At 41.3% G+C, this 26,245-nt stretch carries 22 protein-coding genes; 8 read left to right on the top strand and 14 right to left on the bottom strand.

The window, feature by feature from the left end:
- Positions 1-70: 70 nt before the first annotated feature.
- The 11 genes from CGC57_RS07305 to CGC57_RS07255 form a co-directional block, all read right to left on the bottom strand.
- Complete coding sequence (locus tag CGC57_RS07305; RefSeq protein ID WP_095898602.1) at positions 71-1,504, bottom strand: RagB/SusD family nutrient uptake outer membrane protein; 1,434 nt, start codon at positions 1,502-1,504, stop codon at positions 71-73.
- A gap of 43 nt (positions 1,505-1,547) precedes the next feature.
- Positions 1,548-4,901, bottom strand: a complete 3,354-nt coding sequence (locus tag CGC57_RS07300; protein ID WP_095898601.1) for a SusC/RagA family TonB-linked outer membrane protein — start codon at positions 4,899-4,901, stop codon at positions 1,548-1,550.
- A 2-nt stretch (positions 4,902-4,903) separates the two neighbouring features.
- The gene (locus CGC57_RS07295; protein ID WP_095898600.1) at positions 4,904-7,216 is read right to left on the bottom strand and encodes a TonB-dependent receptor family protein; all 2,313 of its coding nucleotides are present in this window, start codon (positions 7,214-7,216) and stop codon (positions 4,904-4,906) included.
- A 184-nt stretch (positions 7,217-7,400) separates the two neighbouring features.
- Positions 7,401-8,315: a glutaminase gene (locus tag CGC57_RS07290; RefSeq protein WP_095898599.1), complete on the bottom strand. Its 915-nt coding sequence runs from the start codon at positions 8,313-8,315 to the stop codon at positions 7,401-7,403.
- 35 nt (positions 8,316-8,350) lie between these two features.
- Positions 8,351-9,124, bottom strand: coding sequence for a DUF695 domain-containing protein (locus tag CGC57_RS07285; protein WP_095898598.1), 774 nt, complete (start codon positions 9,122-9,124; stop codon positions 8,351-8,353).
- Between the two features lie 51 nt (positions 9,125-9,175).
- Positions 9,176-9,646 (bottom strand): DUF6714 family protein, encoded by a 471-nt coding sequence (locus CGC57_RS07280; RefSeq protein ID WP_232033964.1) that lies wholly within the window; start codon positions 9,644-9,646, stop codon positions 9,176-9,178.
- 4 nt (positions 9,647-9,650) lie between these two features.
- Positions 9,651-9,977: a hypothetical protein gene (locus CGC57_RS07275; protein ID WP_095898597.1), complete on the bottom strand. Its 327-nt coding sequence runs from the start codon at positions 9,975-9,977 to the stop codon at positions 9,651-9,653.
- On the bottom strand, positions 9,974-10,729 hold the full coding sequence (locus tag CGC57_RS07270; RefSeq protein WP_095898596.1) for an ankyrin repeat domain-containing protein: 756 nt from the start codon (positions 10,727-10,729) through the stop codon (positions 9,974-9,976). Before CGC57_RS07270 ends, CGC57_RS07275 begins: the two co-directional genes overlap by 4 nt.
- A gap of 80 nt (positions 10,730-10,809) precedes the next feature.
- Positions 10,810-12,618: an RNA/DNA-binding domain-containing protein gene (locus tag CGC57_RS07265; RefSeq protein ID WP_095898595.1), complete on the bottom strand. Its 1,809-nt coding sequence runs from the start codon at positions 12,616-12,618 to the stop codon at positions 10,810-10,812.
- Between the two features lie 44 nt (positions 12,619-12,662).
- The gene (locus CGC57_RS07260) at positions 12,663-13,664 is read right to left on the bottom strand and encodes a pentapeptide repeat-containing protein (protein ID WP_095898594.1); all 1,002 of its coding nucleotides are present in this window, start codon (positions 13,662-13,664) and stop codon (positions 12,663-12,665) included.
- Positions 13,665-13,730: 66 nt separating this feature from the next.
- Entirely contained in the window at positions 13,731-14,705 is a 975-nt protein-coding gene (locus CGC57_RS07255; RefSeq protein WP_095898593.1) for a M23 family metallopeptidase, read from the bottom strand.
- Between the two features lie 128 nt (positions 14,706-14,833).
- Between CGC57_RS07255 and CGC57_RS07250 the strand changes: the two genes are divergently transcribed.
- From CGC57_RS07250 to CGC57_RS07240, 3 genes are all read left to right on the top strand, one after another.
- Positions 14,834-15,094 carry a Sec-independent protein translocase subunit TatA/TatB gene (locus tag CGC57_RS07250; RefSeq protein WP_095898592.1) on the top strand — a complete coding sequence of 87 codons (261 nt, stop codon included), beginning with the start codon at positions 14,834-14,836 and terminating at the stop codon, positions 15,092-15,094.
- A 261-nt stretch (positions 15,095-15,355) separates the two neighbouring features.
- Complete coding sequence (locus tag CGC57_RS07245) at positions 15,356-16,447, top strand: PD40 domain-containing protein (protein ID WP_095898591.1); 1,092 nt, start codon at positions 15,356-15,358, stop codon at positions 16,445-16,447.
- A 116-nt stretch (positions 16,448-16,563) separates the two neighbouring features.
- A complete protein-coding gene (locus CGC57_RS07240; protein WP_095898590.1) occupies positions 16,564-17,337 on the top strand; it encodes a lipocalin-like domain-containing protein in 774 nt (257 codons plus the stop codon).
- Positions 17,338-17,578: 241 nt separating this feature from the next.
- Here the strand turns inward: CGC57_RS07240 and CGC57_RS07230 are convergent, their stop codons facing one another.
- The 3 genes from CGC57_RS07230 to CGC57_RS07220 are packed head-to-tail and all read right to left on the bottom strand — an operon-like array spanning position 17,579 to position 19,495.
- Positions 17,579-18,547, bottom strand: coding sequence for a LuxE/PaaK family acyltransferase (locus CGC57_RS07230; protein WP_095898588.1), 969 nt, complete (start codon positions 18,545-18,547; stop codon positions 17,579-17,581).
- A 10-nt stretch (positions 18,548-18,557) separates the two neighbouring features.
- On the bottom strand, positions 18,558-19,091 hold the full coding sequence (locus CGC57_RS07225) for a DnaJ domain-containing protein (RefSeq protein WP_095898587.1): 534 nt from the start codon (positions 19,089-19,091) through the stop codon (positions 18,558-18,560).
- Positions 19,088-19,495 (bottom strand): hypothetical protein, encoded by a 408-nt coding sequence (locus CGC57_RS07220; protein WP_095898586.1) that lies wholly within the window; start codon positions 19,493-19,495, stop codon positions 19,088-19,090. The genes CGC57_RS07225 and CGC57_RS07220 overlap by 4 nt, the downstream gene beginning before the upstream one ends.
- 212 nt (positions 19,496-19,707) lie before the next feature.
- Between CGC57_RS07220 and CGC57_RS07215 the strand changes: the two genes are divergently transcribed.
- From CGC57_RS07215 to CGC57_RS07195, 5 genes are all read left to right on the top strand, one after another.
- The gene (locus CGC57_RS07215) at positions 19,708-22,350 is read left to right on the top strand and encodes a transglycosylase domain-containing protein (RefSeq protein ID WP_095898585.1); all 2,643 of its coding nucleotides are present in this window, start codon (positions 19,708-19,710) and stop codon (positions 22,348-22,350) included.
- Between the two features lie 53 nt (positions 22,351-22,403).
- The gene (locus CGC57_RS12890) at positions 22,404-23,450 is read left to right on the top strand and encodes an endonuclease/exonuclease/phosphatase family protein (protein WP_095898584.1); all 1,047 of its coding nucleotides are present in this window, start codon (positions 22,404-22,406) and stop codon (positions 23,448-23,450) included.
- Between the two features lie 9 nt (positions 23,451-23,459).
- Complete coding sequence (locus CGC57_RS07205) at positions 23,460-24,617, top strand: 5-(carboxyamino)imidazole ribonucleotide synthase (RefSeq protein ID WP_095898583.1); 1,158 nt, start codon at positions 23,460-23,462, stop codon at positions 24,615-24,617.
- A gap of 125 nt (positions 24,618-24,742) precedes the next feature.
- Positions 24,743-25,285: a hypothetical protein gene (locus CGC57_RS07200; protein WP_095898582.1), complete on the top strand. Its 543-nt coding sequence runs from the start codon at positions 24,743-24,745 to the stop codon at positions 25,283-25,285.
- Positions 25,272-26,234 (top strand): hypothetical protein, encoded by a 963-nt coding sequence (locus CGC57_RS07195; RefSeq protein WP_095898581.1) that lies wholly within the window; start codon positions 25,272-25,274, stop codon positions 26,232-26,234. Before CGC57_RS07200 ends, CGC57_RS07195 begins: the two co-directional genes overlap by 14 nt.
- Positions 26,235-26,245: the final 11 nt, after the last annotated feature.

Below are 26,245 nucleotides of genomic sequence, written 5' to 3'. Positions count from 1 at the left end.
CCCCTACATAACATACTCTAAAAACAATGTAGCACTATTCACTTTTCACTATTCACTTTTCACTTTTAACTTACCTCGGGTTTGCAGGCAAACCGCGGTTGATGGCTTCTATGGGGAGTTGTATCACTTTGCGCAAATCCTCTTTTTGGAGGGGTTCATTAGTGCGATTTACAGGGGTATAAAAACGCCTGATGTCTAACCAGCGCATTCCCTCGTGCATAAATTCCCACTGACGCAAAAAAGCGATATTCTTGATTGCTCCTAACTGACGAATGCTAAGCCCATAGAAAGGCGAGTAGTTGCGATAATCGTCATCGGTAGAGGCGATGAGGTCTTCCACGGTGATATTACGAGGATTATCGAACTTTATTTTTTGAAATTCGCGATATTCTAAGAGCAGTTGGTTGTAGTTTTTGAGCATTGCATAAGCTTCCATACGGTTGAGCATCACCTCATCGGTAGTAAATAGTACGTTCGACACGTACAAATCAGTAGGTTTGCTACCAGTGCTACCAAAGAGCGACAACTCATCAAACTTGGCGATATACATCCCATTGTACACGGGAGTAAGTGAGGTCGCTGGCGTGTAGTAGGCAGCGTTATTGTTCATCAGTTGGGTAGTAAAGCCGTACTTAGCTGTTGGGAGCTCTCTTGCCCAACGCGATTGCACAGTGGTGATGAGTAGGTTAGCTCCTTCCTCAGGCTGGGTATAACGCTGATAGAGATACGGACGATTATTGAAAGCATACACATCGTAATAGTCTTTTTTCCAGTGGCGCAACTGCGTTTTAGGTTGCGTAAGTACATAGTTAGCATAGTCTATCACGGTTTGCCATTCGCCTTTAAACAGATAGAAACGCGAGGCAAAAGCATAAGCAGCACGCTTGTTGAAATGAAACTTAGGTTTGGCGTAATAGGCATCACTTACTAAGGTAATTCCTAATTTTAGGTCTTCTTCTATCTTCTGATAGACCTCATACACAGTGCCTCTATTGTATTCTACCAAAGCGTTTTTCTCGGGCGTAGTGAGGTAAGGAATCCCCATATCGTTTTTAGAGGCTTCGCCTTTGTAGGGCTCTGCCCAAATATTCACGAGCATAAAGTGCAGGTAAGCCCTGAGCAAGAAAGCCTCGCCATAAAGCGCTTTTACACGTTCGGTTTTGGGATAACGAGCTAAAAGTTCTAAGGCTTTATTAGCTTGTGCAATGCCTCGGTAACAACTATTCCAATAGAACAAAGGTGCATCAAGGTCTTCTTGGTCTTCATCTTCCCAGCGGTACATCGCTTCGTTCAAACGAGTATGCACACCATTTTCGCGTTCGGCTACATTGTCGGTGCGGGTTTCGAGGAAAGGGAAATAGCTCGCATCGGGGTAAGCCCCAGTAAGGAGTTCAGCTATTTTCTCTTCCGAATCGAGGGGAACATTTAGAGAGGCATCGGGGTCTTTGTCTAAATAGTTGCAACTTAGCAATAACAAAGAAAATATGTAAATTAAATGTTTCATTCAGTTTTAAACTATTAATTTTCAATTGTTAATTGTTAATTCATTAAAATCCTATTTGGAATGCCAAGGTATATTGTTTGGGGGTAGGCAATGATACCCCTCCAGACTTGTAATACTCAGGATCTTGACCGTTGAGTTTGCTATCGGAATAAATAAGGAATGGATTAGTGGCTTGCGCTCGCACCGTGAGACTGCTCATACCATAGCGTTCCAAAGCCTTTTTAGGTACGCGGTAGCCCAATGATATACTCTTCATACGCACAAAGCTGCCGTCGGCTACGCGATTTTGAGAATAGTTGTATGTATTATAAGCGCGCTCTATATTCTCCTTGCCAATGAGGTTGATAAGACTCTGTGAAGGCAATGAGGGTACCTCGGTACGGAGCTCATCGTAAGGATGCAACCAGCGGTTGTAATATTCTTTAGAAAAAACATTCAAATCGCCAAAAGCGGGATCGAAAGTAGGGTTCAAACGGATTTTATTCCCCGCTTGCGCCGAGATAAAGAAAGAAGCTTCCCAATTTTTATAAGTAAAAGTGTTAGAGAACCCTGCAATCACATTGGGTTCTACCGATCCGTGATAGATAAGGTAAGATTTTGAGTACTGTGTGTCGAGAAAATCAGCGCCTACTACATTGGCATTTGCGCGGTTGTTGAGCGGATACAATCCAAAATCAAAGGTAGGTAAACCTTGGTGGTTCACCCCTTGATAGTTGAACGAAAACAATGATCCTTTAGGGTACCCCACGATATTACCGCGCCCTGTACCCGATACCATATCAAAAGTGTTGGGGGTGTTGAGCAAACGGGTAATCTTTTGGTTCATATAGCTGAACGAGATAGTAGTTGCCCATTGGAAATCTTGCTGCTGTATGTTTTTGGTATTCAGAGATAACTCTATGCCGCGGGTGCGCATATCGCCAAAATTGGCGTACTTATAGTATTCACCGCCTATGCCCGAGGTGCGAATCAGGTCGATAAGGTCGAATGAATTACGCTGATAAATATCTACCGACATACTGATGCGATTGTTGAAAAATCCTGCATCGACACCGAGATTCAGTTCGTACATCTTCTCCCAAGTGAGGTCACGGTTCTCTAAGTGCAGCAAGCGCAAGGCGTTCTCTCTATCGCTAAAGCGGTAGCGGTTTTGCACATAGTTTTGGAATACACTATAAGAATTTATCGCTTGCTCATTCATTTTGGCAGTAAGCCCATAACTGGCTCTCAGGGCAAGGGTACTGATGTTTTTGCTGTTGAAGAAATCTTCGCGGTCTATATTCCACTTTGCCCCCACATTCCACGTAGGCAACCAGCGCGAACGCGTAGCACGACCAGCGGTATTAGACCCTTCGTAGTTCAGCACGGCATTGGCGATATACTTACCTTTATAGCCATACGTACCACTGGCAGAAAAGGTGATGCCACGGTCGTACTTCTCGGTAAGCGCAAAATAGTTGTTGCCCTCGTTGAGGAGTTTTTGGAAAATCAGCGGATTGGTAAACACCTGATTGCCGCGATCATACTGAATGCCATAGCCTTGGAAAGGCGTAACAGTGCGGTCGGCATAGCGAATTTCGGCAAAACCAAAGGCTTTGAGATCGTGGTGCTCGTGCAAGGTGCGGTGGTAATCAACCGCCAAGCGCCCCATATAGCTTTTGAGAGAGGTTTCCGTTTTATTGAAAATACCCCCATTGGTGAGCGCTATTTGTGGAGGCGCTAAAGGATTGTCCTTATTTTTGAGCAAATAGATATTATCATTGGCTACCTGAGGGGTTTCATTGGCGCGAAACGCCTTGATAACATTAGAATTTTCGGTGATGTAATGCGATGATTGTGTTTGTGCTTGGCGCGCGGATACTAAAGCAGTAACTTCTAAATGCGGATTGAGCTTGTAAGAGGCTTCAGCTTGTATTTTGAAGTCGAGTACATCGATTTTCATATAGTTGTTGCGATATTCCTCCAAAATATTGAAAGGCGCCCAATTGTTGCGGTAGTACTCCAAATTACCCTGTGCATCTTTAGGTCGCAAGGTGCGCGACGTACCTAAAGCATACGAAAAAGGATTGATGTCAAAATCACGCTCGAAAGCACCTACAGCTGTATTTTTACGCTGTGCAAAAGTGCCAGGGGCTTTCTGACTGCGCAAATTCCCTACGGCAGTAAAGGTAGCTTTTAGTTGGTCGTTGATATAAAAAGTATTTTTGAGGTTGGCAGTGATGCGCTTCACATTATCGGTAATCGTCCAGCCACTGTCGTGATAATAGCCCAAAGAAGCATAACTCGTACTGTTTTTGCCTCCTCCGTTAAATGTAATAGTGTGGCTGCGTATGGGGTTGATAGAAAAAAGATGTTTGAACCAATCAGTATTGGCGTATTCGCGTTCTCTCATAAAGGCAGCTTGAGTTGCTGGCGTATTGGGGTAGTAGTAATTGCCGGTATTAGGATTGATGGTACTCACACCCTTATACCACTGGTAGTAAATGCCACTGCGCCTGCCGTAGAGGGTGTTTTGCAGGTTGAAATAGCCTTTGCTGTTCATCTCTTGCAAAAGTGACATCGTTTCTTGCGAGTTCAGCAAGTCAAAATCTTTATACGACGGAATGGTGCGAAAACTCTGTTCGTAGCTATACGTAATGCGGTTAGGCGTATCGCGTTTGCCCGATTTGGTTGTAATAACAATCACCCCATTGAGGGCGCGCGCTCCGTACATTGAGGTAGCTGATGCGTCTTTCAGCACTTGTATATCCTCTATATCAGTAGCGTTGAGTCCAGCAATAGCCGAACTCACTAAGGTAACCGCATCACCCGAAACCAATTGATCAAGACTGAGGGACACCAAATCTTCATAAATCGCGCCATCGATTACCCAAAGTGGTTGCACATTGCCTATGATAGAAGCTCCCCCGCGAATATTGATGCGCGGCGCCGAGCCAAAAGAGCCCGTTACATTTTGGATAGAAAGCCCAGCCACACGCCCTTCGAGCATACGTGATATATCGGCAACGCCTTCCATTTTGATATTGTCCATTTTCACCGAAGCAGCTGCCCCTGTAAATACGCGGTTTTGTATTTTTTGGTAGCCCGTGAGTACTACCCCCTCTAAAGCTTGGGCTTCTTCTTGGAGTACGATTTGCAGGCTCTCCCCTTTGATTTTGAAACGTTGGGTTTTCATTCCCACATAACTCACTTCAAGGGTTTGCCCTACTTGCGCTTTGATGCTGAAATGCCCCTCCATATCGGTACTGGTGCCTATATGTGATTCTTTCACCACTATCGTCGCACCCAACAGCGGAGTGCCATTGGTTTCTTTCACCGTTCCTTTGAGGGTAAAGGTTTGAGCGCTAGCAGATAGACTTGCAAGGAGAAAAAGAAATATGTATGACAGTTTGTTCATCGTTAATTTACTTTGTAAATGATACCACCAAAAATACCTAAAGGATGCCCTGGACGCAATCCTGAAGGGTGACGGGATACCAAATAAGTGCGATTGGTAAGGTTGATAGCGTTTAGGGTAAGGGTAAAACGGCGAGCGAAATGCGCTTTAGCAGCAACATCAATAATGGTATAGGCTGGAATTTTATGGCGTTCGGCGATAAGTCCTTGCCCTGGTTCAGTGCGCACAGCACCATTATAGCGAATACCTATATTCAGTTCGTATTTTTTGTACTCGGCTCCTATACTCAAGTTGAGGCTATGGCGATTGATATAAGGAATTTCGTCACCTGCAATCACTCGCCCCCAAGAGTTGCTCTCGAAAGAGTTTTTCATCTCGGTATCGGTGAAGGTGTAGGAGAGTTGTAAGGGGGTTTTTATAGGAGATTCCTCAGGGAATGGCTGGTATTGTACGATAAACTCAGCTCCTTTCACGACAGCTTCCCCCACGTTGAACTGTTCGAGGGTACCTGTACCGCCCATAGCCGCAAGGTCGCTGCCCAACATATTGCTGTAATGATTGTAAAAACCTATCAATTCAGTTTTTAGTTGTTTGTAATTCACACGCAAGCCCGCTTCAAAGTTGATACTGCTTTCGGGTTTTTGGTTTTCGGTGAGTAGGGTGATGTTACCATTTCTGTCCATCACACGCTTTTCTTTGCTCACCCCTGGGGGTGAAAAGCCCTTGTGTACACCAGCAAAAGTAGATAGCCAATCGGAAAGATTATAGTGCAACCCCAAACTAGGTATTACGGCATTGGCTACATTGGTAGTTTCTATGCGTTTTTGCCCTGTACGGCGGGTATCGGCAGTAGTATAATCTTTTTCTAACAATTCTATATGTTCAAAGCGCAAGCCCGCAGTTACAGTGAGCTGTTTGTAAGTCAGTTTAGAAAGCCAATAAGCCGCTAAGGCATTGGCACGGGTTATCTTATTCGCCTGACTGCCCTGCAGACCTTTCCAGAGGAGTTGCATTTGCTCGTTTTTCATTGCGTAGATATCGTCCCACTGGTTGCGGTCTTCCTCATCAGTGTGGTAACGCAGCCCCCACTCATTGTCTAAATAACAATTGCCCCATATCGCTTTGTATTCTGCTTTGGTTTGCACGCCACGAGAGAAATAGTTGCGGTAGTTGGCACGCACAAATAGCCCAGGGTTGTCCTTCAAGCGTTCGTAATCGTTGTAGAACACGCGACTATCGGTTTTACCTGAAAGTATATCAAAATAAGGAGCATTAGTTTCGGGGTCGGCAAGGATTTGCCCAATGGTGCGTTTTTCGTTGGCTGAAGTGCCGTATTTCACCGATTCAAGTTTGTACCAATTGCGGAAGAAGGTATTGTAATAGAAGTGAGTAGTAAATTTTAGTCGGTTAGAAAACTGAAGAAGGTAAGTGCCCACCCACTGGGTGTGTCGGGTTGTGAGGTGGTCTTTTTGAGAGCCTACATAGCGCAAGAAAGGCGTTCGGGCGAAATCGGATTGGGTGAGACCTACATAAGTTTCGTTAGAATCTTCATCGGCATAGCCCACTTTCAGCTCAAAAGAGTGGTTAGCCCCTTCGGTTTTAGCAGTATTCACTTTCAATTTAGCAATCAAATCATTGCGTTTGAAGCCTGCATTTTGTTTGTTTTCAAAATGTTTGAAGCCATCGGACTGGTAGCGGAGATATTCCACCATATAGCCGAAGTGTTTTTTACTGTCGCCTGCGTTGATATGCGTTTTAAGGGTGTTGTTAGTTCCACTGGAAGCACTTAGCTTGGCTGAAAATTTAGTTGGGATAGCCGTGGATACCATATTGATAGCCCCACCGGTAGTGAACGGACCGTATTGCACTTGGCTACTGCCTTTCACCACCTCCACCGCTTGCATACGAGCCGCATTAGGGAAATAGTAAGCCGCAGGGGCTGCATAAGGAGCAGGAGCCGCCAAAATACCGTCCTCCATCAAGGTGATTTTCTCACTTCGCTCTGCTTTAGTACCTCGCAAACTGATGTTAGGTCGCAAGCCATAACCATCTTCTTCGTACACATTCACCCCAGGGACGGCTTTGAGCATACGGTTGATATCAGTATAGCCCATTTTTTGAATTTCTTGAGGAGAGATGTAATACGCTGATCCCGTACGGTTGCGCGCCTGAAACTTGCTACCTAATATTTGCTGAGCCGATACCGTTACTTCGTCTAATTTTTGAATAGTATCTTTCTGTTGTTCATTTTGTTGAGCAAAAGCAAAAGAGGTAGGTAACCAAGATAAAAGTATAAAAACACCCAATGTTTTCATATAGGAATCTTAAAATCGGGCGCAAAAGTACGTATTATTTATAAATAAAACAAATAAGGACTGGAAATTACGAATTACGAATTACGAAGAAAATCGGCTATCTATAAAAGTTTTTATTTTATAAGAGGATGTCCAAAAATGTTTTACATTGTAAGGGCGTTTGCAAAACGCCCTTACAATGTAACTAAAAAATAGAGGTATGCGTTTGGGCAGTAAACATTTCTAAGAACTTCATTCCTCTATACGAATTGCCTTTGTCGTTGAGTTTGGGACTCCATACCGCTATGCTGTAATGATTGGGCAATAGGGCGACAATCCCCCCTCCTACTCCACTCTTCCCTGGCAAACCTACTTTAAAAGCAAACTCTCCGGACTCGTCATAAAATCCGCAGGTTTGCATTATGGCGTTTACGCGCTTGGTACAGGTTTCGGTAAGGATTTGCACGCGGTCGTGCATACGGATCCCATCGTTGGCAAGAAATGAGAAGATATACGCCATCGATTTGCAAGTGAGTTCCAAAGAACAGAGTTTGAAATAGAAGTTGAGCACCTCGATAGGGTCGTTTTCGATATTCCCGAGCGACTTGATGTAATAGCAAAGGGCAAAATTGCGATACCCTACTGATTTTTCCGATTCGGCTACTAAAATAGAATAGTTGATACTCTCATCATTAGCCAATTCGCGTACAAAAGTGAGAAAATCAGCTTCGGCATCTTCTAAAATAGAGAGCAAAATATCACACACTACTATCGCCCCTGCGTTGATGAGCGGATTACGCGGAATACCATTATCGGCTTCTAATTGCACCAAGGAGTTGAACGAAGTACCCGACGGTTCTACATCTACGCGTTTCCACAATTGGTCGCCTATGATACTATAGGCCAAAGAGAGGGCGAGCACTTTGGCGATACTCTGCGCCGAAAATTTTACATCGCAGTCGCCTATGCCATAGGATTGCTTGTTGAGGCTATAGAAATAGACCCCAAACTGTTCGGGGTTCACTTGTGCTAATTCGGGAATGTAAGTAGGGACGGTACCAGTATTTTCGCCCTTTAATACTTCCTCATAAACAGCATCTATTATTTTAGAATATTTCATTTTCAATTGATAATTGACAGTTAATAATTACTTTTTTATTGTACGTTTACACAGCCCCAGCCGTCGTAATTACCTTCAAAAGGAGAGGCAAGTTCTAACAAATCCCATACGATATCATCGATAGCCAACGGACTGTCTTCACGAGTGGCTTGAACTGTATAAGGATGCGTATAGTTTTCTGCTTTGCGTTCTTCTACTGTTTTTTCATCGCTAAGAAGTACTTTAAAACCTTTGGCTTCAGCTTCTTTGGCAAAAGCCTGTTGCTGAGCAGCTTCTTTGAAGTAGATAAAATGGTCAATTTCGCGAGGTACCTCCATTTTATCGCCATTCTTTTCGAGTTGCATTAACACTTTGCGGTTTTGCATTGTTTGGTAAGAAAACTCATCGGGGTAGAGGAAACCAAAATAATCTTCCCACTCGGGGTCTTCGGCTATATTATACCCCGACTGATAGCCCTCAAAAGTTTGTAATGCTTCTTCACAAGTTTTTGCCAATGTTTTGGCATTTTGGGTATAAAACCACAATTCTAAAAACCCTTCCGATCTTACTACCCCTGCTAATACAGCCCCTGTAGCTTCGGCTTTTTCACCTATAGCATCCTCTATATCACAGAGGATAGGATATTCTTCATTAGAAGAAAGTCCGTCGGGTCTGGGGTTTTGCATTTTGATATAGAACTGCAAGCGCTGTGTGAGTCCTTCGAGAGGAGCGACCTCAATCAAGGCTAAATTAGTGCGTATAGAGGCAGGAGCGCCTTCGATACGGCACATAAAGAAATCCCAATTTTGGGGGAGATTTTTATGAGTCATATAAGTTTAATTTACAATTTATTATTAATTACTACTATAAATATGGTAAGTTTAGGTTTCCCAAAATAGTAAAAGGGCTTCTTCGATGGCGGTGGTATCGTCTGCGGTGGTATAATGACTAGGGTCGGTACATATCCAGCGCAGGTATTGAGCGACTGCTTGTTTCTGCTGAGCGTTCAGCAATGAGAATTGTTGCTCTTTGTACTCGTCTAAATGGATAAATGTATAGACAAGATCAAAACGGAACTGCCCTTGTAAGTCGGCAATAAGAAAAGCGGGCAGGTGAAATCGCATTCCTTCGGGGTCGAAATAGCAGAGGGCTACATAATATTGGTTGAGAAGCTCTACAGGTATCTTGTGCCAATGGGTTTGCTCATCTTGCTTGCGACAGCGGGTGCGTTCTTCGGCTGGGGCATAATCATCCATAGCATTGCCCTCGCTGAGCCCTATGCCGTTGCCCAAGGTAACGCTAGAAAAGGCTTGCTGTATGGTGTGAATGAGGTGTTGTGGGTTGCTCATCATAGATTTATTTATCAGTAGGCTGATTTGACAATACTTTGCGCAATTCTTCTATATTGGGTAATACACGCTGAAACTGTTCAGGCATTTCGGCAGCTATGGCTGCCGAAATTGTTTCTAATTCGCCAACCGTGGTTGGCGAATTAATAAGACCTTTGTTATCAAACATTTGCAATTTGGAAATTACAATTTCCAAATTAGTATCTAACTCCTGCCACGCCTCATAAAAGGCGCACATATTTTTGATATTGCATTCGCTAAAGTCTCTAAGTCCTGATGGTTCTTTGTGGAGGTTTTTAGAGTATTCATCATAATGATTTGCTGATTTTCTCATTTGCTGATTATTTTTTCTATTGTATATAAGTTGTTTTTATCTAACAGACTATCTAAAAAAGAACTCTTGAGAAGATACGTGCTGTTTTTCTTTATTATTTTTATATAATCCTCTCTTTTCAAATCTACAAATGAAATTTCGTTGTTTTTTTCTTCTTTAAAAACATATTCCTTATCATTACTTTTATCATAAGTTTCTATCTGTAAATGAGCAATATTATCATCTATTTTTACTAAGATTTTTCCCCAAGCACGAGGGTCTGCCTTTTCTTCTTTCAAATATAAAAAATGACCTGAGTATGTTGCCAAGCAATCTGAAGAGTACTTAATTCCACCTTGTTCAATAAGATACGAAACAATCTCTTTGTCTCCTATTTTACGAGCTAATCCAAGAGGTGTTAATCCTTCTTCTGTATATATTTGATTTATATCTGATATGTTGTTTTCTACAAGATATTTAACAATAGGCAAATGACGGTTTTCTATAGACACAAACAAGGCATCATATATCAAATAATCATCTTTTTTTGCAAATCTACTATTTGCTCCTTTAGTAAGAAGTTGTTTTACATTGTCTAAATTTCCTTTTTTACATTCTATACCCAGCTGAGTATATTTAAATATATTTTCTTTGTGATAAAAAGAGTCAATAGTAATTGCATTTTCTGAGACATCAGCAATATAAGTTTTCTTATGTTGTCTACAAGCCGTTATAAAACTACTAAGAATAAAAAGAAATAGTATTTTTTTCATCTAATTATAGAATTTTGATTTCAATTCGCTAAAACCCACGAAGTCCTGATGGTTCTTTGTGGAGGTTTTGGGAGTATTCATCATAATGATTTGCTGATTACTACATATTTCTGAGTAGGAGCATTTTTACTCTCTACAGAAGTCATTTGTAACACATCGCCTAACAAAGGGTCTATATGATTTTTTTTCATCCAATAACGGTCAGAGAAACCTAATTCTTGTGCTATTTCTTGCAAGGTGTGAGGTTCTTGACAAAAAGCTATAATACGTTCAATAATTTTTTCTTTTTTATTACTCCTTGCCTTTTCTACTCCTTGCCTTTTTACTCCTTGAGTTTTACTCCTTGAGTTTTCTACTCCTTGAGTTTTACTCCTTGAGTTTTCTACTCCTTGAGTATATTTTTTGTTAATAACATAAGTAGTCCAACGTCCTTTGTTAGTGGATAATAGCATATCTTTTGCTACTAAGGCATAGAGTAGCTTTCCTGCTTCTAACGGATTTTTGTCAAGGAGTAATTGTACTGTATTATTAGCAATAATCCCCTCACTAAACGCTGTAGCCAAAATAAGTTGCTCTTCTTTTTCTATTTCTTTATAATCATCACCATAGATTTCCAAAAGCTGTGTTTCACATTCAGACGATATTAGTGAAATCATAGAAAGAGTAAGTTCTACCAAGTGCAAATCGGGACGTTCGCTTAATAGAGGTCTGCGCCAGTTTTCTTTTTTGCAAGCCTCTAAAATGGTAGGAAATCCAGAGCCTATATTCTCACCGAAACCAATCATTCTAAAAATGGCTTGTATATGAGGGTTTCGCGCTTTGGAGTGTCCTCCTTCATAAATATCAACTACAGGTATTTTAAGTGAACCAGGATTAGAAAATACAAACTGATTGTCATACTTCTCTACTTTCAAAACCCCTGTTAGCATATAATCAGTATGAATAATTAAATTTGTGAGTGCCTCACGAATAGCTTTGTGTAGCAAACTATCATCTTCGCGTTCCATACCTTTGAGAGTGAAAGGACGCTTGATATCGCTAATAAGTTTGGATTGTACCCGCATAAAGAAGTTATAGAGGTTATTCTCCCAACGCCCATCGTAAGTTAAGCGATCACTCCAACGGCTTTCCTCTTCTAAGTTAGTATAATCAAGATAATCCATACGGATATTATCAAAGCGTTCTCTTATAGAAAGTCCTTTGCCAAAGAGAAGCAAACCTGCCAATGTAAGCCCTTCTCTACCTGTATTTCTATCTTTGGTATAAGCTCCTATATTGAGTAAAAAATCCTTATCATCATAATCATTCCAGATATGGTCGGGGTTAGCAGTTCTAAATCTGTTGCGATAGGCACTAAGGGTAGCACTATCAATATCATCTGTATTATAGTGTTCTATCAGTATTCCGTCATTCCCGCTATCATTGGCATCGCGAATCATTGCTTTCACATCTTCTTCAGTGCAGTGATAGTCCCCCTCATAATTTCGCTTAAAGGCACCATTCATCATATTGCCATTAATATAGATAGGGCGTTGCCTATAATCAGCTTGAGGAACAGTGATACACATTAAAGAAACACCTTCGTAATCTATAATTTCAACATCGCTATCAGTAAGGATATTACGATTTACTTTATTGCTATTGAGTGTATCAAAAAACTCTTTTCTCAATTTCTGTGGATTCGTAATTCCTGTAATTTCAAAATGATTGGCTTCACCTGCAAACTTGATATTTTCAGTAATACCCAAAACAATAATACCTCCAATAGTATTGGCAAAAGAAGAATAAGTTTCCCACACCGACTTTGGAATATTATTTTCGGCTTTCTTGCATTCAAAGGAGATGCGTTCTCCTACTTTTAGCAATACTTTTATATCTGTTGCATCCATAATTGATAATCAATTCTGTAATTCTTTTTAGATTGTTCTCCTCTCTACTTCACCCTACACCCAGTAGCTTCTGCAGCCTCACAAACAAAATTGTAGAGTTGCTGACTCAGTTCAGTTTCTTCTGGATGTTTGAATGAAAAATTATTAGGATGTACTACTTCGTAAGGGGTTGTAGTGTGCGGAGCGTAGAATAATTTTGCGTATTCTATCAATTTCTCTTTTAAAGGACTGTTGTTATTTTCTATAATGGAAAGCAAACAGTTGTGAAATTCATCGGTTACCTTGAATATACAATTGTTTTTTGAGTGTTTCACTTTATCCAAATAACAAAATGACTGAAAGCTACACATTATGATATCCGCCTTAGAAAAATCCAGTCCATCCATTCTGTTATCTACCTTTTCAGGCGGAATAATCTCACCTTTACGCAGGTTCCCTATCTTTTCAACCCCTTCAAACGAGCAGTCGTATAACAGCACTTCAAAGGTACAGTTTTTCAGATTGGAATACCCAAAATGTGCCTTGTGGATTTCTCCACTAAATAGGCAGTTCTCTAATAGTTTACAACTATTGAACTTTAAGCGGACATTCTTTTTAATTTGGGTAAAACGACAGTCTTTTAGTGTAGCCCCTATAAAATCTCCCCATTTGTATTTGCAACCAGCAAAACTGCACGATAAGAAGGTGGCTCCATTTCCACAAATAGCATAGGCACTCAATTGAAACATGCTTTCGTCGAAAATAACGTGATCAATCACAGGGGTAAAATCGTCTGTTTCTTCAATGGCAAAATACTGCCATACCGAGCCTGAAAAGTCGGCATAAGATAGGGAGGTATGGAGGGGTTTGGATATGTTTTCCCACATATAGCCATTTCGCAAAGGAACTTGCGCTCTTTCGCCTATAAGCTTAATCCCGCGAAAGTCCTGCAAACCCTCTTCGGTAAGTCCGAAAGGAGATACACTAAGGTTTTGAGTTGCCGTGAGCACCTCTTGCAAAGTAGAATAAACATCCCAGCGTTTTTTAAGTTTTATTGATATTGCCATAGAGTAATTTGCTGATTATTTCTGACTATTTTTTAGAGGTTGTTTAGAGGTAAGAATATCTGACCCCTAATCAAGCGATTGGTTTTCTTGGGTAGATACGTGTAGCATATCAGCGTATTCGCTGGGGGTGAGGTTGCCATAGTAGAAGTGAATAGGGTTGATATGTTCGCCGTTTTTGATAACCTCGTAGTGCAAGTGAGGGGCTTCGGAGCGACCGGTGCTTCCCACTTTGCCGATGAGGTCTCCGCGCTTCACGTGCTGACCGGCGCGCACATTGTAGGCAGAAAGGTGTCCGTAGAGGGTTACATAGCCATAACCGTGGTCTATGCGGATGTGGTTGCCATAGCCTGAGGCATTGCTATCGGCGCGGGCTACTACCCCATCACCAGCAGCATATACAGGAGTACCTTGGGGTGCGGCGAAGTCCATACCATAGTGGAACTTACGCGCTTTGGTGAAAGGGTCGGTGCGCCAACCGTAACCGGAAGCCATGTGTTTTAAATCCTTGTTATTGATAGGCTGAATGGCGGGAATAGAAGCGAGGAATTTTTCCTTTGCCTTAGAGAGTTTGGTAATCTCATCGAGCGATTTGGATTGTACAACCAACTGCTTGCGCAATACATCTAAACGTTCATTGGTGCTGGCAATCAGTTTGGAGTTGCCGAATTTTTCCAAATCTTTATAGCGATTGGGGTTTTTAAGGCTCTTGCGGATACTATCGGGGATGACAGGAGCGTTGAAGTAAAGGCGGTACATATTGTTGTCGCGCTCTTGGAGGTCGGCAAGCACCTCTTCCGCCAATTCCATTTTTTTGTTGAGGATTTGGTAGTTCGTTTCGTAGGTTTTAATCTCGCGTGCGAGTACTACCTCGCGAGGAGTGAAGAACAAACGCGAGTTAATCATTATAAGAGAGAATAAAATCCCGAAGAGTGCCGCTGCCGTGAGGAATATCAGGGCGTTACGCACCTTTGTGCGCTTGCGATTGCGGATGCGCTTATACGAGAGCGTCTCGGGGTCATAATAATATTTTACTTTTTTCATACGGGCAAAAGTATAAAAAAAATATGAAATTTGCTATTTTATGACGAAAAAAATGTAATTTTGCAGTGAGTTAGGTGTCAAGCATCAGGTGTTAGACATCAGGTAATTGTTAATTATTAATTGAATTTATGGGTATTTCAGAGATTATATTTATACTTTTTATGGTTTTAATACTTTTTGGGGCTGATAAGCTCCCAGAGGTTGCGCGTGGTTTGGGCAAAACAATGCGCCAATTGCGCGATGCTACCGATGAGATTAAAACTGAAATTCATCATCATATCAATCACACGGGAATAGACACTTCTATCGTAGAAGACACCCAAAAAGAGATTGAAGAACTTAAAAAAACAATTGACAATGAAGAATTGACAATGAATAATGAACAATAAACCTACACTTAGCCAAAGGTGCGAGCCGCACAGGCAATAAATATAACTTAAAAACCTCCTCTTGTGGTACAAACTGCAAGGGGAGGTTTTCTGTTAATGATTAATTAGCAATACAAATTAGGATATAAAGATATTTTTTATTATCTTTGCCCCGATGTCAGGTTTTAGGGGGCAAGTGTCAGAGGTCAGGAATCTGATTTGTCTGACACGTCCGACTTGTCTGATAAATTGTAAAAGCAAAAAACATTAAATAATAATTATATGAAAAAACTTATTTTTTCGGCATTAGTTGCCACAGCATTATTCGTTTCCTCTTGCGGGAAAGACGACGACAACGGCGGAGGTAGTGGGGCTTCTCTCCCTGGCACCCTTTATGTGGATTTTGCTACCGATGGTATCCAATCCTACAACTTTTCAAACGGCAAACTCAGCAAGGTTACCAAAACAATGAATGGACCTGGTATTACAGGTTGCGATATTACCTATGGTAGCAAGGAAATAGCATTAGCCATCAGTACTGACCGCTCGTTTGGCACTCAAGATACCCAAACTTTCTTGTTGCGCCCTTTGGATGGTAACTATGTATGGTTTGCCTATGATAAACTGCCAAAAACAGGTAACATTTTCTCGTTTAGTTTTACTTATGACCCTCAGGAATTTTACAAGGAATGTATCATTCGCCTTTCCCCTAACAAGAAATTTATCGCAGTTGATTCTTATTATTGGGATGAGCGCGGAGTACTCTTGCTCAATACTGAAACAGGCAAGCTCATTGCCGATTTTACCAAAGGACTTACTCGAGATGATTTGAGGGCACAAAGTACCCCCGTATGGACACAGAACAACGAAATGTACAGTGCTATCAAGGGAGTACTCTATCGTTGGAAAGAAGAATACGGCAACAAGGTAGAAAAAGTGTTGAATATAAACAACGGCAAGGGAGCCAACTATGTAACAGTAAACCCACAAGGTACGCGCGTGGCTTTTCGTTATGAAGGGCACCTCTGGGTACAGAATATAGACGGCAGCGACCTCCACCAAGTAACCACCTCCAAACTTACAGGCTCCAGCAGAGCAGATGGCGAATATCATCCTGTATTCTCCCCCGACGGCAAATATATTGCTTTTGTAGGAGCACCCACCGTAGGGCGTGCTTGGACAGACTATGACCCATTACAACCCAGCCAAGGAGGTGTTGTGGTAACAAGCGGTGGCTATGGCTATGTGTTTGTAATTCGTGATGATAACAAACTCTACGACCTCGAAAACGACAAAAGTGGCTTCATTGTGCTACGTCAAGAAAGAGGCACACACGGTGTTCCTTCTTATTTTAGCGGTATGATGTGGCGATAATAACGAATAAAGAAATTTTATTAACAAAAAAACATTATTCTTAATACCCTCTTAACCAGATTGCCCCTCTCTCCTTGGGAGAGAGGGAACGGGAGAGAGGATAATACAAATATTATATGAAAAAACTAATTTTTTCGGCTCTGGTAGCCACAGCATTATGCTTTTCCTCTTGCGGGAAGGACGACGACAACGGCGGAGGTAGCACTTCGCTCAAAGGAGATTGGTATCAATATGCTATATATAATAACCTCGATGGTTATGGATTTCGATGGATAACTCCTCATAATTGTGCTCAAAAAACTTATTGGTCTATTTCCGATAAAAAAATAAAGCACGAATGGTATCATTTAGAAGGTTCAGACTGCAAATACACTCCAAAATATTACGATTATACAGCTACTAATGGTGTTTTTAATATGACGATTGCCGATGATTCTCCTAATGGAAACAAAGGGGGAACAGCCTCTATAAAATACGAAATAAAGGACAAGGAACTTATTCTTCGTTTTAAAAATAATCAACAACAGGAAGAAATACAAGTCCTTCACAAAAAAGGGGTAGACTATAGCTATCTCGATCCTTTGGTAGGACTTTGGGAACTTACTAAAATAGAAGCAGGAGGCACTACTTATACTACGGGCACTCCCGCTTGCTTTACTGGTTATATAGTAGCGAGCTCTATAGGTTTTTCGCTTTACTATACCCTGCCTGCTTCTCAAATACAATGCCAAGCTGGTAAGGTGGAAAGTTACGACTATGTAAAAGAAGGAGACAAATATTACAATGTTTCTAACGGACAAAAAGTACCCTTACCTTTTAGCTTTAGCAATAACAACCAAACACTTACGCTTAGCCTTGGAGGAACTACAATGTTCTTCCAAAAACAGTAATCAATTAATAAATTAGTTACTTTACCCTAAAAAAAATCCCTTGCAGTTTGCACTGCAAGGGATTTTTTCTGTTAAAATAAGGGTTGTTGTTTTGAACTTCTAAAATATTGAATCTCTTTAAAAACATCGTCATTGCTTGTAACCATACCAAGGTTCCCTTGCTCTTTTGAGAGCGCAATGGCTTTGAGGTCTTCAGGGTGCGAGCCGCACAGGCAAATTTGGCAAAGTATAGCAACGTAAATTAGTAAATCAACAAATTGCACCCTCTGATATCGGCGTTGTCAAAGCGCCCTAATACTTCAAAAGTACCGTTAGAATGCAATCTTCCTAAATCTTGAGTAGCGATAAAACTACACGATTCTCTATTAGCTAAATCGATGATATTAATTCCGCCGGTTTTGCCAATAGGCAGATAGCTCAGCGCATCATTGGTATCACGGATGAACACTTTGAGCCAAGGTACGCACTTATAAATCCCCTTGCCTGCAGAATAGGCTTGTGAAAGGAGTTCAGTCATTCCGTATTCGGAGTGAATCATTTCGACACCAAAGCCTTGGCAGAGCATAGCGTGCAACTCTTCTCGCACGAGTTCTTTACGCCGACCTTTCATTCCGCCAGTTTCCATTACAATCGTATTTTTTAAGGAGAAAGTATACTTTTCAACAAGGTCAAGTAACGCAAACGATACCCCTATGAGTAGCACTTTTTTACCCGAAACATCGAGGGTTTGCAAACGCTCGGCTAAGAGGTCGTATTCATTGAGATAGAAACCACTATACTCACTACCTGAGCGCTCAATAAGGTCGGCTACCATAGTGATGAGCGAAGAGCCCGTACGCTCTAAATACGAGGGGAGGAGAGCTAATACTACATAATCTCGGATATCGCCATAGAAGTATGCAAATCCTTTGCGAAAGCTCTCTTCGTAAATAGAGAGGTCTTTCACATAATGCTGAGAAGTTTGTGCGCCTGTGGTGCCACTGCTGGTGAAGATTTGCTGGTGAGGCGTGCTGCCACAATACACTTTATGCGTTTTGAAGCATTCAATAGGCAAAAAAGGGATATGCTCGAGGGCAGTTACTTTTTCGGGAGTGCGTTGTAATAGGGTACAAAAGCGGTGGTATACCTCGTTATTTTCGTATTGATAGCGAAAAGTATCCAAGGCAGCAGTAGCCGTAAAATCCGTTTCGTTGTGTATGTTAATTGTCAATTGATAATTGTTAATTGAGGAACATCATTGCCACAACAACTCCTGCGATAAAGAGCAACAGCGCTATAAAGGTTACCCAATTGATATATTTTTTGCGAGGAGTAGCGAGAAAACTATCGTATTCCTTGCGAGCTTGCAAGGTGATATCGCGTTTTTTGAAATACATATCCACCAAGGTATGTAAATCCTTAATTTCCTCGGGGCGAGGTTGTTCGGGTTGTTGGGGCTGTTCTGTTTGCGGCGGTTGTTGCGCGCTATTATCAGAAGATTTATCCGATTTTTTATTAGCTGCCGATTTTTTAGCCTCTTTCTTATTATAGCTTTTTTGGCGCGCCAGTTGGGCATCGTATTCCTTGCGCTTCTCAGCATCCGAGAGCACATCGTAAGCCTCTTGTATATCTTTAAATTTCTCTACATAGGCAGGATCTCCCTGATGTTTATCGGGGTGATTAGCTTTAGCGAGTTTGCGGTAGGCGATGCGTATTTCTTCAGCGGGAGCTTCGGCGGTGAGTCCCAGCACTTCGTAGTAATCTTTCACTGTCATAGTCCTGCATTTTGAGTAGAGTTATCACTAGTTTCCCATCCTATGAGGCGTCCGTTTTGAAAACTGAGCACTACCGATTTGTAGCGCCAGCGTTCAGTAGTAATGCCGTGGAACACTACAGGTTGCACATTCAAAGGGCGACCTATAGCCATTTTCACGAGATAATCGGGCATATTTTCCTTATAAACGCCTTTTTCAATACTATTTACGGTAGCCTCACCAAAAGTTTTCCCAATGAGTTCCATAATAGTTTCTTTGGTTCGTTTTTCGTCTACGAGGGCGTTATGCCATTTCTCGCGTAGTTCCTCTATCACTTTTTCGCGTTTTAGGTTTGCAATTCCCTGCATAATAAGCAGATAAAGCAACACAACCACGCCTAAAGAAAGGAGTACATAGTATATCATCACACTTATTTTTATAATTTGTTACTACTGAAGCGGCAAAAGTATAAATTTTTTAGTAAATAGCAAAAAAATAGCGTGAGTTATTCATTTTTCAACCTTACCCTTTAGTTTCTTTATTCGCTACACAGCTCATACTAAATTTTGTTCATTGTTACTTGTTAATTGTCAATTAATTTGTACCTTTGCATTCTAAATCGTTCAGTACCTTTTATATGCAACTGAAAAATATATCATTCAAAAAACTTATTACCAAAGGGTTGCTCTTTATAGCACCTTTCCTTTCCCTGCTAATGGAAGGGGCTTTGGCTTTAGGTTCTATGGTATATAAACTACTGCGTTACTGCCTCAAATACGCTTGGTATGCCCTTGTGATTCTGCTCATTGGCATTCCGTATTTATTTTATAAACTCTTCAGCAGCAAGCGAGAAGGCAAACAACCCCGAACCTATAAGTTTTACCTCAAATGGGCAGGTATCGCTATAGGAACAGGACTGGCAATGGTGTTATTGCTCTTCACTTTAGTCTATTTCGGTGTTTTTGGCAAATTGCCTACCGAACAAGAACTCAAAGAACTCCGCCAATCCGAAGCGAGCCTCATCTACGACGACCACGGTGAATTCTTAGGTAAATTCTATATCTTCGACCGCACAAAAATCGAATATTCCGATTTTCCTCCTTACTTGGTAAATGCACTCATCGCTACCGAGGACGAGCGTTTTTACAACCACAGTGGCGTGGATATGCGAAGCCTCTTTAGGGTATTTTTCAAAACACTGCTCTTGCAAGACGATTCTTCGGGCGGGGGGAGTACCCTCACGATGCAGTTGGCTAAAAACATTTTCGGGCGTGGCGAGCGCTACGGAAAACTCTCTATGCCTGTGCATAAAATCAAAGAAATGATTATCGCCAGCCGCATTGAGAAAGTCTATACTAAAGAGGAGATTATCACCCTCTACCTCAACACGGTACCTTTTAGCGATAATACTTACGGCATAGAGGCGGCTGCTCATCGATTTTTCAACAAACACACCAAAGATCTCACCCTCAACGAGGCTGCTACCTTGGTGGGCTCTCTCAAAGCCAACAAAAACTACAATCCGCGTACCTCGCCCAAGCGAAGTGAAGAACGCCGCAATGTGGTATTGGCAAAAATGAAAAAAAATGGACTTCTCTCTGATAAAGACTTTGAAGTCCACAAACAGGACAGCCTAAAAATAGACTACAACAATATTGAAAACGAAGGTCTTGCACCTTACCTCCGCGAGCAAATACGCTTGCAACTTCCCGAATTGTTGAAAGACGTTAAAAAAGAAGACGGTACGCCCTATAATATCTATAAAGATGGGTTGCGCATCTACACCACCATCGATCGCACTATGCAACAATACGCCGAGGCTGCCGTGAAAAAACACTTAGAACGCCTGCAAAAAGATTTTGAAACGGCTTATGGCAAAAATCCTCCTTGGAAAACCGATAACGACTGGCTATTACAAGAAGCTAAAAAACTCCCCGCTTATAAAGATTTGAAATCTCAAGGACTTAACGACGAGGATATTTGGAAAAAACTCAGCGAGAAAAAACCAATGGACTTGAGTTTCTACACCAAAGACGAGGTGCAAAAACACAGCACCCTCGATAGTTTGTCGTTTTATATCCGCTTGCTCAACACGGGTTTTGTGAGTGTGAATCCACAAACGGGAGCTGTAAAAAGTTATGTAGGAGGTGTTGATTTTCAGCACTTCAAGTACGACCACGTATTACAAAGCAAACGCCAAGTAGGGTCTATTTTCAAACCTATTGTCTATGCTACTGCCTTAGAGGTAGGAATGCCCGTATGTACTCACTTCTCACCACGCGCCCTTACCTACGCCGATGAGAAATTCTGGACACCGCGCAACGCTTCTAAAACTGACGATGACCCTTATACTTACTACTCTGTAGGCAAGGCGCTTAAAGAATCGCTGAACACTATTGCAGTACAAACGCTCTTCTATGCAGGGCTCAACAATGTCATCAGGAAAGCGCGCGCAATGGGTATCCAAACAGCGTTGCCACAAGTGCCCTCTATCGCCTTGGGTTCAGCCGAATTATCAGTAATTGAAATGGCTAAAGCCTATACCACCTTTGCTAATAACGGCGTGCCCTCACAACCGTATTTTATAGAAAAAATCACTGATAAAAAAGGAAAAATCATCTGGCAACACAAGCCTAAAAAAGAAGCAGCAGCTATCAGCCAAACCACTGCCCAACAGATGATCCAGCTGATGCGCGCTACCGTGAACGAAGGAACAGCTGCCAGAATGCGCGGACAATATGGGCTCACTAATGACCTTGCCGGTAAAACAGGAACTACTCAAGATAATAAAGACGGTTGGTTTGCAGGACTCTTGCCTAACTTGGTGATGATTGTTTGGGTAGGTAACGACCAGCAGATAGGCTTCCGCGCTACCTATTTGGGGCAAGGAGCTAACTCAGCACTGCCTATTGCAGCCCTCTTTGTGTCACAGCTCAACCGCAACAAGCAGTTCAACGCAATCACCCGCGCTACCTTCTCCGTTCCCGATGAGATACGCGAGGAGATAATCAATTGTGAACCCGTGGTGAGAGAAGGATTCCTCGATCGACTTCTCAGCGATAGTGGTGCTGCAAAAGATACCATTAGAGCAGGCGAAGTGCATTACCGCATCTATGAGCGCAAAGGCAAATTAAACGATATAGACAATGGCGATGAGGAGATTTCTATAGACGATGTAGTAAACCCTTCGGCAGCAGCCAAAAACAACACCCAATCAGCTACACAACAACAAGATGACAAACCCAAAAAGAAAGGCTTTTTTGGAAGAATATTTCAATAATTTACCGATTTGCTAATTTAAAACTAAACAGCTAAAAAAACACCAAATTATAAATGAAAAGAATTGTAACTTTAACGGTATCGCTTGTACTTTTGGCGGTACTCAATGCCGAGGCTCAACAAAAAAAATTTAGCGTGAGAACGATTGCTTTTTACAATGTGGAGAACTTGTTCGACACTATCAACGACCCTAATAAATTCGATGACGATCGCACCCCCGAGGGCGCCGACCGCTGGACTTCTAAAGTCTATAACGACCACGTACAGAAAATTGCTAAAGTCATTTCCGAAATCGGTAATGATGTAACGCACCACGCCCCCGATATAGTAGGACTTGCCGAAATAGAAAATGAGGTAGTAGTGCAAGACCTTATCAATACTGAGTATCTCAAACGTTACAACTATGGCATCGTGCACTACGATTCCCCCGATGCCCGTGGGGTAGATGTAGCACTGATCTACAAAAAAGGCGTGTTCAAGCCCGTTTCCTCATTTGCACACCCCCTACACCTCACTAAAGACGACGGCAAACCCCTCTACACCCGCGACCAACTGCTTGTAAGCGGTGAGTTGGACGGCGAAATGATACATTTTATCGTAAACCACTGGCCCTCACGTTTAGGAGGAGAAGCCAAAAGCCGCCCCAGTCGTGAAAAAGCAGCCGCTCTGAACAAGCAAATCATCGATTCTCTACTCAAAAAAGACCCTAATGCCAAAGTTATTGCAATGGGCGACTTCAACGACGACCCTATCAATTCAGGGTTTAAAAATGTTCTTAAAACAAAAGACAAAAAAGAAGATGTAAAACCAGGGGAACTCTTCAACCCTATGGAAGCGATGCTCAAAAAGGGAATGGGTACCCTTGCCTATCAAGATGGTTGGAATCTTTTCGACCAATTCTATTTCACCTACGACTTGCTCAAAGAAGACAAGAGTAGTTATCGCTATTGGAAAACAGGCATCTTCAATCGTCCTTATTTGGCAAATCCCAAAGGGCGTTACAAAGGCTATCCTTTCCGCAGTATGAGCAACGGCAACTACACTTGGGGCTATTCCGACCACTTCCCCGTGTATATGTATTTGATTAGAGAATTGAAATAAATCAACCTTATGCCTCACTATTTTTCATCAAACTTTACTTTAGGAATCCTTGGTGGCGGACAGCTCGGCAAGATGCTCCTCACCGAAACCCGCAAATTCGACATCACCACTAAGGTGCTCGACCCCTCTGCCGATGCCCCTTGTCGCATTGCCTGCAATACCTTTGTACAAGGCGCTCTCACCGATTTTGATACCGTCTACAACTTTGGTAAAGAGGTAGATGTACTCACTATTGAGATTGAAAATGTGAATGTCAATGCTCTTAAAAAACTACAATCCGAAGGGGTAAAAGTATACCCCTCTCCTCAAACTATTGAGTTGATACAGAACAAAGCTACCCAAAAACAGTTCTACACCACTCACAACATCCCTACCGCTCCTTTTCATCGCTTTGAGAGCTTAGCCAATTTGCAGCAGGCAGTAACAAACGAGCAAATAACCCTGCCTTTCGTGTGGAAATCAGCGCGCTTTGGCTACGACGGCAACGGCGTGAAAATCGTACGACAACTACCCGATCTATCCCTTCTACCCGAGGGAGAGTGTATCGTCGAAAATTTAGTGCCTTTCGCTAAGGAATTGGCAGTGATTGTCGCCCGCAATGTGAGCGGTGATGCAAGCACCTACCCTATGGTAGAAATGGAATTTCACCCCGAAGCCAATCAGGTGGAATATGTGTTATGTCCAGCGCGTATCAGCGAGGAAATCGCCCAAAAAGCACGTGCGATAGCCATAAAAGTAGCCGAAGCTTTTCAGGTAGTAGGACTTTTAGCCGTAGAGCTTTTTCTAACGGCTGAAGGCGAAGTGTTAGTAAACGAAGTAGCCCCACGTCCGCATAACTCAGGACATTACAGTATCGAGGCTGCTTATACCAACCAATTTGAACAACATTTGCGCGCCATTTTAGACCTCCCATTAGGCAACACCGATAGCAAAGTAGCAGGCGTAATGGTAAACCTCGTAGGGGCTGAAGGCTACCAAGGCGATGTGATATACGAAAATATAGAACAAATATTAGCAATGCAAGGCGTTACCCCTCATATCTACGGCAAACGCCAAACCCGTCCGTTTAGAAAAATGGGACACGTAACCATTGTAAATAAAGACATTGAAAAAGCCCGAGCCATTGCCGAAAAAGTAAAACAAACAATAAAAGTAATCTCTCACTAACCCCCTATCTACTACTAACTCCTATCCTCTCTATCCCAAAATTCCCAACAAAATCATCTATTATCAAGAATTTTTATTCCACTAGCACGTAGGGTTTATAAAAAGAATAAGCAAAAAATCATATTATGCCCTTAGATTTGAACAAACCACATACATTCGCATCAAAACATCACCCAATAAAACTTATTGCTACTGATTTTGATGAACCTTATTACGGACTAACTTTATGGCGGTTTAGGCTGTACGTGGAAGATGTTATTTTTCATCATCCATTGTTAGATTATGACAATAAGTTTTGTGGATTATCATCAATATTAGATAACTTTATTTTTGAATCTCAAAAAGGTGATTATGTTTTTATACCATACGGACTTATGGTAATGAACACCGCTACTTATGAACTGACAAAATATGAAGTAAAAAGAGGTGCTAATAATGATTTTATTAAAAATATTTTCATTGAAAACAAGCTTATAGTCCTCAATCAGAGAAGTATATGGGTTGTTAATTTGTCTGAAAAGAGTATGATTGAAAAGACATATACTTTTGGAACTGTTCAGTTTAAAGAAATTAAAAGGGAAAAAGAATTTGTAAAATTTATTTCTTGGGCAGAACAAGTTTTAATTTATGATATAAAAAACAATACTTTTATCAATGAAATCACTTAAAAACATATTATTCCTGATACTGAGTATGCTTGTTTTCAGTACAAGCATAGCTCAAACTTGTCTTTTTAATGATTTAGTAGATGATCTAGTTCAGCAAAATTCCTCTTTTCAGGCTTTTGTTGAGAGTGAAAAAGGATTCAGAGCGTGGAAAATATTAGCAACGGAAGCTCCTTCGTTAAGAACTGATATGCAAGAGCTTACCCTTGTTCTTAACAATCTAGAATTAATTGAAAATGTAGGGACTAAAAATTATAAAAGCTGGAAACTCTTGCGAGATGCAGGAAGAACTCAGTTGATGAAAAACGCTGATGTATTAGAAACTCTTACAAGAATAAGAGCAAATAAAAACTTAAAAAAAATAGAGGCTACTGATGAACTCCTTGCTAAAATACAAGGAGTAGAGGGGGTAAGCTACGAACAAGTTTTGAATAATTTAGACTTGTTTGCTAACAATATGGCTAAGAATAACGTTACCTTAAATGATTTTAACAAAGTACTTAACCAACTTACACAAGAAGTAAGCAAAAGAGATGGTGCTAATTGGATAGTGGAATATTTAGCTAAAAACAGTGACCAATTTAAAGGAAAAACCATTAAGTTTGAAGAATTTAACAGTACAACCTTAGGAGGTAGATTTATTGATGTTACCGATGAAACTTTTAGTTTTAACAAAATATTCTATGAGTTTAAATCTGTAAAAACAGTGCCTCCAAAAGATTTTGCTGAACAGTTTATGAAAGATTTAAGCAATGCTGATAATCTCTCACAAATCAAATGGATTTTTAATGGAAGTAAAAATCCTGTTGATTTTAAGAAAAATATGTTAGAAGCTATTGATAAATTACCTTTGACAGAGAATTTAGCAGTTAAACTAATTCAAGAAAAGAATATTAATAAATTGCGAAGATATTTGAAAGATAACTTAGAAGATATTTTTCTATTAAAGTAAATTATTGAATT

It is taken from the genome of Capnocytophaga sputigena (assembly GCF_002302495.1).
GTDB lineage: Bacteria > Bacteroidota > Bacteroidia > Flavobacteriales > Flavobacteriaceae > Capnocytophaga > Capnocytophaga sputigena.
Note: the sequence above shows the minus strand (reverse complement) of the source record. Positions and strands in the feature narration are given on the sequence as shown.

What these genes read in the sequence shown, in the direction of transcription:
- CGC57_RS12890 (WP_095898584.1), top strand. Translation starts at nt 22,404, where the DNA reads ATGAAAAGAATTGTAACTTTAACGGTATCGCTTGTACTTTTGGCGGTA.
- CGC57_RS07300 (WP_095898601.1), bottom strand. Translation starts at nt 4,901, where the DNA reads ATGAACAAACTGTCATACATATTTCTTTTTCTCCTTGCAAGTCTATCT.
- CGC57_RS07280 (WP_232033964.1), bottom strand. Translation starts at nt 9,646, where the DNA reads ATGATGAGCAACCCACAACACCTCATTCACACCATACAGCAAGCCTTT.
- CGC57_RS07290 (WP_095898599.1), bottom strand. Translation starts at nt 8,315, where the DNA reads ATGAAATATTCTAAAATAATAGATGCTGTTTATGAGGAAGTATTAAAG.
- CGC57_RS07265 (WP_095898595.1), bottom strand. Translation starts at nt 12,618, where the DNA reads ATGGATGCAACAGATATAAAAGTATTGCTAAAAGTAGGAGAACGCATC.
- CGC57_RS07205 (WP_095898583.1), top strand. Translation starts at nt 23,460, where the DNA reads ATGCCTCACTATTTTTCATCAAACTTTACTTTAGGAATCCTTGGTGGC.
- CGC57_RS07260 (WP_095898594.1), bottom strand. Translation starts at nt 13,664, where the DNA reads ATGGCAATATCAATAAAACTTAAAAAACGCTGGGATGTTTATTCTACT.
- CGC57_RS07225 (WP_095898587.1), bottom strand. Translation starts at nt 19,091, where the DNA reads ATGACAGTGAAAGATTACTACGAAGTGCTGGGACTCACCGCCGAAGCT.
- CGC57_RS07255 (WP_095898593.1), bottom strand. Translation starts at nt 14,705, where the DNA reads ATGAAAAAAGTAAAATATTATTATGACCCCGAGACGCTCTCGTATAAG.
- CGC57_RS07295 (WP_095898600.1), bottom strand. Translation starts at nt 7,216, where the DNA reads ATGAAAACATTGGGTGTTTTTATACTTTTATCTTGGTTACCTACCTCT.
- CGC57_RS07195 (WP_095898581.1), top strand. Translation starts at nt 25,272, where the DNA reads ATGAAATCACTTAAAAACATATTATTCCTGATACTGAGTATGCTTGTT.
- CGC57_RS07275 (WP_095898597.1), bottom strand. Translation starts at nt 9,977, where the DNA reads ATGAGAAAATCAGCAAATCATTATGATGAATACTCTAAAAACCTCCAC.
- CGC57_RS07285 (WP_095898598.1), bottom strand. Translation starts at nt 9,124, where the DNA reads ATGACTCATAAAAATCTCCCCCAAAATTGGGATTTCTTTATGTGCCGT.
- CGC57_RS07250 (WP_095898592.1), top strand. Translation starts at nt 14,834, where the DNA reads ATGGGTATTTCAGAGATTATATTTATACTTTTTATGGTTTTAATACTT.
- CGC57_RS07270 (WP_095898596.1), bottom strand. Translation starts at nt 10,729, where the DNA reads ATGAAAAAAATACTATTTCTTTTTATTCTTAGTAGTTTTATAACGGCT.
- CGC57_RS07215 (WP_095898585.1), top strand. Translation starts at nt 19,708, where the DNA reads ATGCAACTGAAAAATATATCATTCAAAAAACTTATTACCAAAGGGTTG.
- CGC57_RS07240 (WP_095898590.1), top strand. Translation starts at nt 16,564, where the DNA reads ATGAAAAAACTAATTTTTTCGGCTCTGGTAGCCACAGCATTATGCTTT.
- CGC57_RS07305 (WP_095898602.1), bottom strand. Translation starts at nt 1,504, where the DNA reads ATGAAACATTTAATTTACATATTTTCTTTGTTATTGCTAAGTTGCAAC.
- CGC57_RS07220 (WP_095898586.1), bottom strand. Translation starts at nt 19,495, where the DNA reads ATGATATACTATGTACTCCTTTCTTTAGGCGTGGTTGTGTTGCTTTAT.
- CGC57_RS07245 (WP_095898591.1), top strand. Translation starts at nt 15,356, where the DNA reads ATGAAAAAACTTATTTTTTCGGCATTAGTTGCCACAGCATTATTCGTT.
- CGC57_RS07200 (WP_095898582.1), top strand. Translation starts at nt 24,743, where the DNA reads ATGCCCTTAGATTTGAACAAACCACATACATTCGCATCAAAACATCAC.